The sequence below is a fragment of the Brevibacterium sp. K72 genome (genome assembly GCF_050562175.1).
In the GTDB taxonomy this organism is placed as follows: domain Bacteria; phylum Actinomycetota; class Actinomycetes; order Actinomycetales; family Brevibacteriaceae; genus Brevibacterium; species Brevibacterium casei.
The window spans coordinates 2,843,598-2,856,700 of sequence record NZ_CP191582.1; the positions used below are offsets into that span (position 1 = coordinate 2,843,598).

Below are 13,103 nucleotides of genomic sequence, written 5' to 3' on the forward strand. Positions count from 1 at the left end.
CGACGACCTCGGTGAGAAGATTCGTCGCCGAGGAGCGGGGGAGCATCGACTAGGGTGGGCGTATGAGGTATCCGACGGTGAGTGAGTGCGTGGACGTCTTCGACTCCCTGTGGCCGCCTGACCTGGCCGAGGACTGGGACACCGTGGGTCTGGCCGTCGGGGATCCCGACGCCGAGGTGCGTTCAATCCTCCTCGCCCTCGACCCGACGGATGCCGTCATCGCCGAGGCGGTCGTCCTCGGCGCCGATCTCCTCTTCACCCATCATCCGCTCATGCTCCGACCGGTGAATTCGGTGAGCGCCGGCACCCTCAAAGGCGGGGCCGTGCACACGCTCATCACCAACGGGATCGCCCAATTCAACGCCCACACGAACGCCGATGCCGCGGTCGGAGGCGTCTCCGATGTCCTCATCGAACTGACCGGAGTGAGCGATTCCGCACCCCTCGTCCCCGACCCCGCCGCACCGCAGCGCGGCATCGGACGGGTCGGCGACCTCGGGGAGGCGACGACCGTGCGCGACATCGCCCGCACACTGGCCGAGCGTCTGCCGCGGACGACGACGGGGGTGCGCATCGCGGGCGACCCGGCCGCCGCAGTCACTCGTGTCGCCGTATGCGGCGGAGCGGGCGATTCCCTCTTCGATGCCGTCCGGTCCAGCGGTGCCGACGTCTACATCACCGCTGATCTCCGTCACCATCCGGCGACGGAGGCCCTCGACACCGCCAATCGCGCCGAGGCGCGGCCGCAGCTCATCGACGTCTCCCACTGGGCCTCGGAGGCCGTGTGGCTGGCGGCGGCACGAGCAGAGCTCGAAGCGGAGTTCGAGCAGCGCGGACTCTCGGTCGCCCTCCAATCGTCTGCAGTCAACACCGATCCCTGGGTCGAACGCTACTGAAAGGGACGTGACCATGATCCTCACCGCCGCTCAGCGCACCGCACTCGACTCACTCATCGATCTCACCGCACGGTCGCGGGCTCTGCGACACGAACATGACTATCCCGTCGACGCCCCGAAGCTCCAGGAGCTCATCGACCGGCACAAGGCGCTCGGAGCGGAGCGGGACGGTGTTGCGAAGGTCATCGCCGGCCTCGAGGCCGAGACGGCCGAACTCACCGCGGCCATCGACAAGCAGACGGCGCAGATCACGAAGAAGACGGACGAACTCAACGACGGCACCGGCCTGACCAGCCGCGACCTCGTCCACCTGCAGGAGGAGATCGCCGCCCATGAGGGCCGTGTCGCCGAATTCGAGGAGACCGAGCTGGCGACGATGGAGCGTCTCGAGGCCGTGCAGGGCGAACTCGCCCGCGTCGAGGCCGACATCACCGCGGTGACCGCCGAGGGCAAAGCCACGCAGACCGGGATCAAGGAGCGCAAGGCGGCGCTGGCTGAAGAGCTCGACGAGCTCGGCAGCCAGGAGGCGCAGCTGAAATCGGATCTGCCGCCCGACCTCGTCCGGCGCTTCGAAGCCAATGTCGCTCAGGGTGGTCCGGGGGCCGCGATCATCGCCGGCCCGCACTGTCAGGCGTGCGGTCAGGAGATCAGCGGGATGACCTGGCACGAGTGGCTTGCCGAGGACGTCAACGAGGTCCACGCCTGCGAGGAGTGCGAGGCCGTCCTCCTGCGCAGGGGGTGAGCGGGCGCTGCGCTGCGAACGCCGAGGTGTGGGCTCAGTCGACGCTGTAGGGCTGGCTCAGTCGCGGAGGACGATCGTGAGCCCCGCCGGCCGTGACCTGGTGGCGGCCGCGAACTCGACCTCGTAGTGCTCGCCTGCCCGCTCGACGAGGGCGTTGATGTCCGCCGGAAGTTCGCGTTCGTCGCGGAGCAGTCGGCCGACGAATTCGCCCCGGTAGAACTTCGCCCAGTGGGAGACGACGCTGCGCTTGGCACCGGTGTCCTTGACCGCTCCGAGCGTGACGACCTGGCTGTTCGGTCCCGGCCACGCGGCGCGGTAGTCGCTCGAGCGGCAGTCGAGGACGACTTCCTCGGACCCGACGGAGAACGACTTCGCGAGGATCGGCTTCCACCACGTCGAGAGGCGACCGAGCTGCCCGAGGTCGGTTTTCATCGCCAGCCGGTACGCGGGAATCGGGTCGAGGCCATTGACCTGGCCGAAGACGGCGGAGAAGACATGGACGTCGCGCAGGCGCTCGGCCATCGACGCATCGGCCTCGGCGGCGGCGACGAGGTCGGCGGCCCCCATCGCCTCGTAGAGGACACCGGTGTAGGTGAGCAGTGCGGGAGCGCACGGCTGGAAGTCGATTGTGACGTTGCGGGCGACATCCTCGGTCAGCGAGGCCCCGACTCCGAGAGCGGTGAGTGCATCCCGACGCTTCGAGACCTTCTTCAGGGCCCCGAGGACCTGCTTGCGCTTGGGGTTGAGATCCGGGGACGACAGCGCCGTAAGGTCGAGCGGATCGCCGGTGGCCGGCGGGGTCTTGCCTTCGGACGGCGGGAGGAGGATCTTCACGCCTCCATCGTATTCGGCGGCCCGGACACGCAGCGAAGCCGTCCATGTCGGATTGGTCACGGGCGGCGGCGACTCGGTGCCGGGGCGGGCGCGCGCGGGTAGACTGACCTGTGAGGACAGGTCACCAGACGGCCGCGGCCCTATGGGCTGAGGAACGTCCGGGCTCCGCAGAGCAGGATGGTGGGTAACACCCACCCGGGGCAACCCGCGGGCAAGTGCAACAGAGAGCAGACCGCCTGTCGACCGCGTCGGCAGGTAAGGGTGAAACGGTGGTGTAAGAGACCACCAGAGTGCCGGGTGACCGGTGCTGCTGGGTAAACCCCATCCGGAGCAAGATCAGACAGACGGCGTTCGAGGCTGCTCGCCGAGCCGTCGGGTGGATCGCTTGAGGCCGGTGGTGACATCGGTCCCAGATAGATGGCCGTCAGTCGAGGAGGGTGACCGACTCGATGACAGAACCCGGCGTATCGGTGGCCTGTCCTCACTCACATCCGGGCCGCAGCGCTGAGCCGATGCCCTGTTGCCTGTGGTCAGCGCCGCAGCACCACAATGTCCTTCGCCGTCGCGACAAGGGTGCGCGCCCGTCGCACCAGCGTCTCTGCTTTTGCCTCAGACATGAGGCCGGTCCCGTACTCGATCTCGCTCTTTGCGGAAACGAGTTGTCGCAGGCACCGTTCGGCGTCGGCGGCAACGGCCCGACTCCCAAGCACGTCGCGCAGTTCTCGGGCTGCGCGAGAATGGTCCTTCGCCTTTCCTGTCGTTCCTGAAAGCGCAGTGACGAAAGCGTCTTTGGCGCAGATTCCAGCATGGACGGCGTCACCGCCGGCTACGGTGAGGCGTTCCAGAACGAGGTTGTCCTCCGCCGAGTCCAGGTACTCCTGCGCCTTTCGCAGGAACAGCCGAGCGGAATTCTGCTGTTCCGACCGCGCCATCAGCCGACCCGCGGCTCGCGATGGGGGAGGGCACCGACGAGCGGAATGCCGTCACGAAGGATATCCCTGACGACGGGTTCGCCTCGTCTGACTGCCGCGTCAAATTCCTCCGGCGTGAAGACGAGAACGTCACATGGGTTGCCCATGCCGGCGTGCACGTGCTGAGCCAGACGGCCGGATTCGTCCCAGTCACTCGAGCCGATGACGGCAAGATCGATGTCACTGTCGGCGCTCGCTGCTCCGGTGGCTGTCGATCCGAAGAGAATGACCGCGTCGACAGCAGTCGTGTCGATTTGCGCTTCGATGACCTCGGTCAGCATGCCGACAGGATCGACGAGCCTGCGGAGCGAGGGCACTGTTGCATGGTCTTCGTTGATCGAGTAGATGATCGACGGCCCCACCGTCGTCTGCTCGACGATTCCCAGCTCGACTAACGCTTTGAGCGCCTGCTGCACAGACCAGAGGCTGTGGTCACCGTCGAGAAGCGAGTGGACCCTGCGACCCGTCGGGTGGGCGCCGGTCCGTAGGAGGAGAGCGAGCACTGCGCCGCGTGCGCCGGTGATCAGTCCTCCGAAGGGCTCGTCGACATTCATGTGACCAGCATACCGATCACGTGACTGGCTGAACAGTCAGACGGGACTGCAGTGCTCAGCCGAGGCCCTTCTTCACCCGAGGCTTGCCGTCGTTGACGGCCAGTATTGCGGCACCGACGATGCCCGCGTTGTTGAACATCTTCGCCGGGCACATCACAGCCCGAGTCGTGATGAGCGGAAGGAACTCGTCGTGGCGCTTCGAGATGCCGCCGCCGACGATGATGAGATCCGGGGCGACGAGCAGCTCGACCTGCGAGTAGTACTGCTGCAGCCGCTTCGCCCACTCGTCGAACTCGAGCTCCTCACGGACCTTGACCGACTCCGCTGCCTGCGTCTCCGCGTCACGGCCATTCATCTCGATGTGGCCGAGCTCGGTGTAGGGGACGAGGCGACCCTGCGTGAACAGCGCCGTGCCGATACCGGTGCCCAACGTCGTGAGCAGCACCGTCTTCTTCCGGTACTTCCGCCCGGCACCGAAGACCATCTCGGCCAGACCCGCGGCGTCGGCGTCGTTCATGATGAAGAACTGCCTGCCCATGCGCTTGCGCAGGATCGCCTGGATGTTCGAGCCGATCCAGCTCCTGTCGAGGTTCGCCGCGTAGTGGACCTCGTCGTCGAGGACGACGCCGGGGAACCCGCACCCGAGCGGCAGCGCGTCGAGGACGCCGCGGTCGGCGACGACCTCGAGTTCGAGGGCACGCTCGACGAGGAGGTCGACCACCTCGGCGATGGCATCGGCCACGGCATCCGGGGTGCTCGGCTTCGGAGTGAGCACGCGCACGCGCTTGAACGCGAGCTGGCCGGTCTCCGTGTCGACGAGGGCGGCCTTGATCCCGGTGCCCCCGATGTCGATGCCGATTGCGAAGCGGGCGGGGGTGTCCTCAGTCATCTGCGTCCTTGGGCGTCGGGCCGCCGGCGATCGCCGAGGCGGGGTCGGGAAGGGTGAGGATGTCGGCGCCGGAGTCGGTGACGACGATGGTGTGCTCGAACTGGGCGGAGCGCTTCCGGTCCTTCGTCACGACCGTCCACGAATCGTCCCAGACGTCCCAGGCCTCGGTGCCGAGGTTGAGCATCGGTTCGATCGTGAAGATCATCCCCGGCTCCATCACCTCGGCGTGGGAGGGTGCGGCATCGTAGTGGGGGACGATGAGGCCGGAGTGGAACTCACGGCCGACGCCGTGGCCGCTGTAGTCGCGGACGACCCCGTAGCCGAAGCGCTTGGCGTATTTCTCGATGACCCGGCCGATGACGTTGATCTCCCGGCCTGGGCGCACCGCCTTGATGCCGCGCATCGTCGCCTCCCACGTCCGTTCGATGAGGAGGCGCGACTCGTCGTCGATGTCTCCGACGGCGAATGTGTAGTTCGTGTCCCCGTGCATGCCGCCGATGTAGGCGGTGATGTCGACGTTGACGATGTCGCCGTTCTCGAGCACGGTCGAGTCGGGGATGCCGTGGCAGATGACCTCGTTGACCGAGGTGCACACGGACTTCGGGAAGCCACGGTAGCCGAGCGTCGACGGGTAGGCGCCGTGGTCGGCCATGAACGCGTGGGCGACCCGGTCGATCTCATCGGTCGTCACCCCGGGGGCGATGATCTCTCCGACGGCGGCCAGGGCGTTGGCCGCGATGCCGCCGGCGACGCGGACGCGCTCGATCTCCTCGGGCGTGTACTGGTCGCCGCCGCGGCCTTCGTCGGCGTCGGCGCGCCCGACGTACTCGGGTCGGGTGATCGAAGCGGGGACCTGACGTTCGGGGGAGAGCGTTCCGGGCGTGATGAGGCGAGGATGGGCTGTCATGATGGTCACGATTCTAGAGCCCCGGCGCATCGAGAATCCACTGACGAGCACCCCACCGACGTCCCGCCTCGGCGGTGGGAAAGCTTAGACTCGGAGAAGACACAGAACCGGGAGAGCGAAAGTGGAGGTGCGATGAGCGAGCGGCCTGACCTGCCCGGCAAGGAGTTCTCCGGGCTGAGCGAGGTCGTCAGCCTCACGAGCGCCCCGCAGCAGATCGCCGACCACATCCTCTCCGGCATCGCGGTCGGCGCCCTGCCCGAGGGCACGCTGCTGCCGGGGGAGCGCGCGCTGGCCGCCGACCTCCAGGTGTCGCGATCGAGTGTTCGGGCCGCCCTTGAGCGCCTCGAGCGGCTCGGCGTCGTCGAACGCCGTCGCGGCCGTGGCGGCGGCACTTTCGTCGCGAGCGCCGCACCAGCGACCCTCGCCCCGATGGCCGAGAGGATCGAGGAGTTCCACGCCGAGCGGCGCAACCTCCTCGACGCCCGCGCCGTGTTCCAGAACAGCCTAGCCGCGACCGCGGCGCTGCGCCGCACCGACGACGAGCTCGACGAGCTGCGCGATCTCGCGGATGCCTACTCCGAACGCGCCGAGGCGTCGGCCGCCCGCACGGCCGACGCCCGGTTCCACTTCGCGATCGCCCGGGCCGGACACAACCCCGAGCTCGTGCGCATCGCCATCGACATCGACACCCGCATCAACGCCGGTTTCCGCCACGACCCGTTCTCCCACGAGCTCTTCGATCGGGCCGTCATCGACCACGCCGCGATCGTCGAGGCGATTGCCGCCGGAGACGCCGAGGCGGCGGGTCGCTTGTGCGAGGAGCATTTCCGGCAGACGACGATGCGGGAGACCCGGTAGGCGGCCGCGAGCGTCGACACTGATCGTTCGCGGTCGCGCACGAGACCGTCTGCGATTGCGCCCGCGGTTGTGCACGGCGGCGGCCCTGTAGACGTCCCCACGGGGACGTTCTCCCTCTCACCCCCTACTTCAAACGGCACGTCCTACCCCAAGCGCGGAAGCGCACCCGAACCGACGCTGCGCACCTGCACTGCCACAACCTCGGCGGGGGAATGCACAACGCACCGCCGGCGTCTGTTCATCCCGGTCTACGGGGTGGAGAAGACGCTGACGGTGCGTTGTGCGCCCAGCGGCCGGCCGAGCGACTCAGAGCCGCCCGGGCTGGAGCTCAGGCATGGGCCGGAGCCGCCGCCTCAGTTCGCGAGCGCGTGCTCGACGGAGACGGCCTGGAGGCCGAACGCCTCGGCGACGTTGTCGTTCGTCACGTGGCCGTTGTGGGTGTTGAGGCCGCGGGCGAGACCGGTGTCGTTCGACAGCGCCTTGTGCCAGCCCTGGTCGGCGAGCTTGACGGCGAACGGCAGGGTCGCGTTCGTCAGCGCCGCGGTCGCGGTGTTCGGCACGGCGCCGGGCATGTTCGCCACGCAGTAGAAGATCGACTGGTGGACGACGTAGGTCGGGTCGTCGTGGGTCGTCGGGTGCGAGCCCTCGAAGCAGCCGCCTTGGTCGATCGCGATGTCGACGAGCACGGAACCGGGCTTCATGCCGGCGACCATGTCGTCGGTGACGAGCTTGGGAGCCTTCTTGCCCGGGATGAGGACGGAGCCGATGACGAGGTCGGCCGTCGAGAGCGACTTCGTGATCTCGTACCTGTTCGACACCTTCGTTGCGATCGCACCATTGAAGGTCTCGTCGATCTGGCGCAGGCGGGGGACGTTGATGTCGATGACCTCGACGTTGGCGCCGAGGCCGAGCGCCATGCGTGCGGCGTTCGTGCCGGCGACGCCGGCGCCGATGACGACGACGTTGGCCTTGTCGGTGCCGGGCACGCCGGAGAGGAGCACACCGCGGCCGCCTTCGGCCTTGAGCAGGCTGTGCGCACCGACCTGCGTCGAGAGCCGACCGGCGATCTCCGACATCGGAGCGAGCAGGGGCAGGCCGCCGCCGTCGGGCTGGACGGTCTCGTAGGCGATGGCGGTGGTGCCGGCCTCCATGAGCGCCTTCGTCAGCGCCTCATCGGCGGCGAGGTGGAGGTAGGTGAAGAGGATGAGGTCCTTGCGGAGGAAGCCGTACTCCTGCGCGATGGGCTCCTTGACCTTGAGGACCATGTCCCCGGCGGCCCAGGTGCTCGCGGCGTCGGGAGCGATGGTCGCACCGGCTGCGGTGTATTCGTCGTCGCTGATGAATGAGCCTTCGCCGGCACCGGCCTGAACGGTGACCTCGTGACCGCGGGAGACGAGCTCATGGACGCCGGCAGCGGTGATGGCGACCCGGAACTCGTTGTTCTTGACCTCTGTGGGCACTGAAATGCGCATTGGATTCCTTCTCTCATGGCGCCCCGGCAGCGGGGCAGGTCCGGCCGCGCGAGGCAACGGCCGAGGGTACATCTCACTCTAAGCTTCTGAAGGTCTGGGAGGCAAACCTTTACATGCCCATTTCGTGCCGAGTCTTGCGGAATCGGTTGTCCACGATGCGAAAGATTACGGAATGGTTCGATCGACGGCAGCGTCGGGATGCCTCGGCGGGAGACTCCGCCTGCAGTGACACGGGCGGTCAGATGACCGCGTCCAGCTCAATGCCCACAGTCGCCGACACGGCGCCGACACCTCGGCGAACACCCCTGTCAGGAGGGCTGCGAACCGGTAAGCTGACATCGTCAGGGCACCACAGCAACGACGGAAGGCCGGCCATGGGACTGTTCAAGGATATCGACGAGGCGAACTCCAAGTGGTACTTCAACACCGCGACGGGTGAGGTCGAACAGGGTCTCGTCAGTGACTGGACCCACCGGATGGGCCCCTACACCACCGAGGCGGAGGCACGCGACGCCCTCGAACAGGCGAAGAAGCGCAACGAGGAGTGGAACGAAGACGACGAGAAGTGGAACGGCTGATCGATGTCGCGACAGGAAGAGTTCGTCCTCCGCACCGTCGAGGACCGTGAGGTCCGGTTCATCCGCCTCTGGTTCACCGACGTCCTCGGCGGACTGAAGTCGGTGGCGATCGTGCCCGCCGAACTCGAGGGCGCGTTCTCCGAGGGCATCGGGTTCGACGGCTCGGCGGTCGAAGGACTCTCCCGGGTCTACGAGGCCGACATGGTCCTCAAACCCGACCCCTCGACGTTCTCCCTGCTGCCGTGGCGCGGAGAGACCGAGCCGACGGGCCGGATGTTCTGCGACATCCACGTCCCCGGGGGCGAACCGGCCAAGGCCGACCCGCGCAACGTCCTCAAGCGCACCCTCGAAGCGGCGGCAAAGAAGGGCTTCACCTTCTATGTCCACCCGGAGATCGAGTTCTACCTCTTCCGCTCCGGCAACCTCGATTCCGGCAACGGGACCCTCGGTGCGCCCGTGCCCGTCGACACCGCAGGCTACTTCGACCACGTCAACGGCGGCACCGCGAACGACTTCCGCCGCTCGGCGGTGACGATGCTCGAGGCGATGGGTCTGTCCGTCGAGTTCTCCCACCACGAGGCGGGACCAGGCCAGAACGAGATCGACCTCCGCTACGCCGACGCGCTGACGATGGCCGACAACATCATGACGTTCCGGTCGGTGATCAAGGAGGTCGCGATCGCCCAGGGCGTCTACGCCTCCTTCATGCCCAAGCCGCTCTCCGACCATCCCGGCAACGGGATGCACACCCACGTCTCCCTCTTCGAGGGGGAGAACAACGCGTTCTTCGAACCGGGGGCGACCTACCAGCTGTCGAAGACCGGGCGCCAGTTCATCGCGGGCCTCCTCCATCACGCGGCGGAGATCACCGCGGTGACGAACCAGTACGTCAACTCCTACAAGCGGCTGTGGACCGGCCACGAGGCTCCCTCGTACATCTGCTGGGGCCACCGCAACCGCTCCGCGCTTGTGCGTGTGCCCCAGTACAACTCGGGCAAGTCGTCCTCGGCTCGCGTCGAGTACCGGGGGCTGGACTCCTCGGCGAACCCGTACCTCTCCTACGCCCTCATGCTCGCCGCCGGGCTCAAGGGCATCGAAGAGGACTACGAACTGCCCGAGGAGGCCGAGGACAACGTCTGGCTGCTCTCGGACACCGAACGTCGGGCGATGGGCATCCGCGCCCTGCCTGCCAGCCTCGCCGAGGCAGTCGAGATCATGGAGGGCTCCGACCTCGTCGCCGAGACGCTCGGTGAGGAGGTCTTCGACTTCTTCCTCCGCAACAAGCGCCAGGAATGGACCGAATACCGGGCTCAGGTGACGCCGTACGAGCTCAGCAAGCACTTCTCGTCGATGTAGACCATGGCTCGGATCACCTCACGGACCCCTGCCGGCTCCACGTCGGCCACCCGCTTCCTCGGCGACATCGACGGGATCGTCGGAGCGCCGCTGGCCACGGATTCGCGGTTCGTCGACCTGCTCGAGGCGACCCCGGACCCGCACCAGGCCGCTCTCGGCCTCCTCCGCGTCCTCGAACAGTGCGAGGACGATGGACGCGCCCTCGTCGAGGCGGTAGGAGCGGGCGGGCCGGACCCCGTCGCCGAGGCGGATCTCGACCGCCCGCTGCTCGCGCGACTGCTTCGGGTGCTCGGCACCTCCGAGGCGATGGTCGATCATCTCGTCCGCCACCCCGACTCGCTGGGCATCCTGCTCAACCGTGCCCCGTATCTCATGATCTCGACCCCGCAGGCCTCGGCGAGCGCCCTGCGCGAGACGCTGCTGGAAAGCGTCGGCGCCGACCCGGATGATCCGGCCCCGGTCGCCGCTCACACCGGCAACGAGGGGATCGCTCGCCTGCGCCGGGCCTACCGGGACGTGCTTCTCGCCCTCATGGCCGACGACCTCTTCGCCGACCAACCCGAGGACATCGTCGACCTCGTCACCGCAGTCCTCTCCGACCTCGCCTCGGCCGCGATGGAGGCGGGCCTGTCCATCGCCCGGGCCGAGCTCGACCCGGACGCGGACGTCCGGATGGCCGTGATCGCGCTCGGGAAGACCGGGGCAAGGGAGCTCAACTACGTCTCCGACGTCGACGTCGTCTTCGTCCTCGCCTCCGAGTCGACCGACGCTCAGCGGCGCCTGGCCACCGAGGTGGCGCAGCGGATGCGCTCGATCCTCTCCGACCCCGGTGCCGAACCGGCGCTGTGGGAGGTCGACACCGCCCTGCGTCCCGAGGGCAAGGCCGGAGCGCTCGTGCGCACGATGTCGGAGTTCGAGCACTACTACGCCGATGTCGCGAAGAACTGGGAGTTCCAGGCTCTCCTCAAAGCGCGGCCCGTCGCCGGCGACTCCGAGGTCGGCACCGCGTTCACCGACACGCTCGGCCCTCTCGTCTGGGAGGCTGCCGGCCGGGAGGGCTTCATCGACGGGATCCGGGCGATGCGCCGTCGAGTCGTCGACCTCATCCCCGCCGCCGAAGCGCCGCGGCAGATCAAACTCGGACGCGGGGGACTGCGCGACGTCGAGTTCTCCGCGCAGCTCCTCCAGCTCGTCCACGGGCAGAGCGACGACGAGATCCGGTCCCCGAACACGCTGCTCGCCCTGTCCGCCCTCGGAGAGCACGGCTACATCGGCCAAGACGATGCCGCAGCGTTCTCCGCGGCCTACCGTTTCATGCGTGTCGTCGAACACCGTGTGCAGATCCCGCGGATGCTGCGCAACGCCCTCATCCCCGACGACGAGGCGAAGCTGCGGACTCTCGCACGCTCCGTCTTCACCTCCGGCACCCGCTCGGGGGAGCGGCTCGAGGAGACGCGCCGGGACTTCGCCAAGCAGGTCACGCGGCTGCACGAGCAGATCTTCTACCGTCCCGTCCTCGACGCCGCCGTCGGCGTCCACGGTGCCGTCGTCGACGCCCATCACCGGGGCACGAGCCTCCAGGCGGCCGCCGACCGGCTCCGCGCCTTCGGCTACCGCGACCCGCAGGGTGCGCTCGGCCACATCAAGTCGCTCACGGCGGGCATGTCGCGCACCGCCCACGTCATCCGGCAGGTCCTGCCGGCGCTGCTCGACTGGTTCTCCGACGGCGTCGATCCCGATGCCGCCCTGCTGTCGTTCCGTCGGCTCACCGACTCTCTCTCCTCCTCGGGCTGGTTCCTCAAGATGCTGCGCGACTCCGGGCTCGCCGCGAAGTCCGTCGCCGAGGTCCTCACGCTCTCCGGGTACGCGACGGAACTCCTGCTGCGCCAGCCGGCCGCCGTCGCGTGGCTCGACGACTACCAGAGTCTCCACGCCCGCGACCTCGAGGTCCTCGGCGCCGAGATCGAGGGACTGCTCTCCCGGCACGGCGGGTCAGCGGTGTCGCGGATTCGGGAGACGTACTCCCGGGAGCTGCTGCGCATCGCCCTGCGCGACGTCCTCGACGTCGGCGACCGGGCCGAGGTGCCCGGCGATCTCTCCGACCTCATGGACCTCACGGTCTCCGGTGCGCTGGCGGCCGTGCGTCTCGACCTCGACGAAGAGTCGACGCCGGACTACGAGTTCGCGGTCATCGCCATGGGGCGGTGGGGCGGCCGGGAGATCGGGTACTTCTCCGACGGGGATGCGATGTTCGTCTACCGTGCCCGCGACGAGGACCTCGACGCCGAGGCGCGGGCGAAGCTGAGCAAACACGTCAACAAGGTCGCCCTCCAGCTCACTTCGCGCCTCAAGGCGAGCGAGGGGGCCAAGGGCATCGACCTCGACGCAGATCTGCGCCCCGAGGGCAAGAACGGTCCGCTCGTGCGCACATTCGCCTCCTACCAGTCCTACTACGCGAAATGGTCGGAGCCGTGGGAGGCCCAGGCACTCCTGCGGGCCAGGCCCGTCGCCGGCGACTCAGCGCTGACAGAGGAGTTCACGGCCCTCATCGACCCTCTGCGCTACCCCGAGCAGATGACCGGGAAGGCGCTCACCCAGGTGCGCACCCTCAAAGCGCGGATGGAGGACGAGCGGCTGCCCAAGGGCGCGGACAAGCGCCGACACCTCAAGCTCGGCCGGGGGAGCCTCTCCGACGTCGAATGGACCGTCCAGCTCCTCCAGCTGCGCTTCGCCCACTCGGTTCCGGGCCTGCGGACGACGTCGACGCTGCCGGCCCTCGAAGCCGCGGCGGCCGCGGACCTCATCCCCGCAGAGGACGCCGCGGAGCTCGCCGTCGCCTGGCAGCTGGCCACGAACGTCCGTTCAGCGGTCATGCTCTTCCGCGGGCGCACCGCCGAGTCGTTGCCCGACGAGCACTCCGAGCTCGAAGCCACGGCCCGTCTCCTCGGGTATCCGGCCGGGGGCGGACGGGAGCTCGAGGACGACTACCTGCGTGCGACCCGCCACGCCCGCTCCGTCATGGAGAACCGGTTCTACGAGTTCTGAG

At 68.1% G+C, this 13,103-nt stretch carries 12 protein-coding genes and 1 other RNA gene; 7 read left to right on the top strand and 6 right to left on the bottom strand.

Annotated elements, in window-relative coordinates:
* Window positions 1-62 precede the first annotated feature (62 nt).
* A complete protein-coding gene (locus tag ACQ1RG_RS12850) occupies window positions 63-896 on the top strand; it encodes a Nif3-like dinuclear metal center hexameric protein (RefSeq protein ID WP_040341008.1) in 834 nt (277 codons plus the stop codon).
* 13 nt (window positions 897-909) lie between these two features.
* A complete protein-coding gene (locus ACQ1RG_RS12855; protein ID WP_009375664.1) occupies window positions 910-1,638 on the top strand; it encodes a zinc ribbon domain-containing protein in 729 nt (242 codons plus the stop codon).
* Window positions 1,639-1,695: 57 nt separating this feature from the next.
* Here ACQ1RG_RS12855 and ACQ1RG_RS12860 read toward each other — a convergent pair whose 3' ends face one another.
* On the bottom strand, window positions 1,696-2,472 hold the full coding sequence (locus tag ACQ1RG_RS12860) for a YaaA family protein (protein WP_009375666.1): 777 nt from the start codon (window positions 2,470-2,472) through the stop codon (window positions 1,696-1,698).
* Between the two features lie 116 nt (window positions 2,473-2,588).
* Here ACQ1RG_RS12860 and rnpB point away from each other — a divergent pair.
* Window positions 2,589-2,955, top strand: an RNA gene (rnpB, locus tag ACQ1RG_RS12865) — RNase P RNA component class A.
* A 47-nt stretch (window positions 2,956-3,002) separates the two neighbouring features.
* On the opposite strand, the gene ACQ1RG_RS12870 is transcribed toward rnpB, so the two are convergent.
* The 4 genes from ACQ1RG_RS12870 to map all read right to left on the bottom strand — a co-directional run bounded on the left by ACQ1RG_RS12870 (window position 3,003) and on the right by map (window position 5,793).
* Window positions 3,003-3,404 (bottom strand): HEPN domain-containing protein, encoded by a 402-nt coding sequence (locus ACQ1RG_RS12870; RefSeq protein ID WP_009375668.1) that lies wholly within the window; start codon window positions 3,402-3,404, stop codon window positions 3,003-3,005.
* The gene (locus tag ACQ1RG_RS12875) at window positions 3,404-3,859 is read right to left on the bottom strand and encodes a nucleotidyltransferase domain-containing protein (RefSeq protein WP_231882256.1); all 456 of its coding nucleotides are present in this window, start codon (window positions 3,857-3,859) and stop codon (window positions 3,404-3,406) included. Before ACQ1RG_RS12875 ends, ACQ1RG_RS12870 begins: the two co-directional genes overlap by 1 nt.
* Before the next feature lie 193 nt (window positions 3,860-4,052).
* Window positions 4,053-4,886 carry a polyphosphate--glucose phosphotransferase gene (ppgK, locus tag ACQ1RG_RS12880; RefSeq protein ID WP_009375672.1) on the bottom strand — a complete coding sequence of 278 codons (834 nt, stop codon included), beginning with the start codon at window positions 4,884-4,886 and terminating at the stop codon, window positions 4,053-4,055.
* Window positions 4,879-5,793 carry a type I methionyl aminopeptidase gene (map, locus tag ACQ1RG_RS12885; RefSeq protein WP_009375674.1) on the bottom strand — a complete coding sequence of 305 codons (915 nt, stop codon included), beginning with the start codon at window positions 5,791-5,793 and terminating at the stop codon, window positions 4,879-4,881. The genes ppgK and map overlap by 8 nt, the downstream gene beginning before the upstream one ends.
* A gap of 132 nt (window positions 5,794-5,925) precedes the next feature.
* Here map and ACQ1RG_RS12890 point away from each other — a divergent pair, with 132 nt between their 5' ends.
* Window positions 5,926-6,651: a FadR/GntR family transcriptional regulator gene (locus ACQ1RG_RS12890; RefSeq protein WP_009375676.1), complete on the top strand. Its 726-nt coding sequence runs from the start codon at window positions 5,926-5,928 to the stop codon at window positions 6,649-6,651.
* A 353-nt stretch (window positions 6,652-7,004) separates the two neighbouring features.
* Here ACQ1RG_RS12890 and ald read toward each other — a convergent pair whose 3' ends face one another.
* Complete coding sequence (ald, locus tag ACQ1RG_RS12895) at window positions 7,005-8,123, bottom strand: alanine dehydrogenase (RefSeq protein WP_430600152.1); 1,119 nt, start codon at window positions 8,121-8,123, stop codon at window positions 7,005-7,007.
* A 374-nt stretch (window positions 8,124-8,497) separates the two neighbouring features.
* Here ald and ACQ1RG_RS12900 point away from each other — a divergent pair, with 374 nt between their 5' ends.
* From ACQ1RG_RS12900 to ACQ1RG_RS12910, 3 genes are read left to right on the top strand one after another with little or no spacing between them, the layout of a single operon-like run.
* Entirely contained in the window at window positions 8,498-8,701 is a 204-nt protein-coding gene (locus ACQ1RG_RS12900; RefSeq protein ID WP_009375680.1) for a hypothetical protein, read from the top strand.
* Between the two features lie 3 nt (window positions 8,702-8,704).
* The gene (gene glnA / locus ACQ1RG_RS12905) at window positions 8,705-10,057 is read left to right on the top strand and encodes a type I glutamate--ammonia ligase (protein WP_009375682.1); all 1,353 of its coding nucleotides are present in this window, start codon (window positions 8,705-8,707) and stop codon (window positions 10,055-10,057) included.
* 3 nt (window positions 10,058-10,060) lie between these two features.
* Entirely contained in the window at window positions 10,061-13,102 is a 3,042-nt protein-coding gene (locus ACQ1RG_RS12910; RefSeq protein WP_009375683.1) for a bifunctional [glutamine synthetase] adenylyltransferase/[glutamine synthetase]-adenylyl-L-tyrosine phosphorylase, read from the top strand.
* The last annotated feature ends 1 nt before the right edge of the window (window position 13,103 follow it).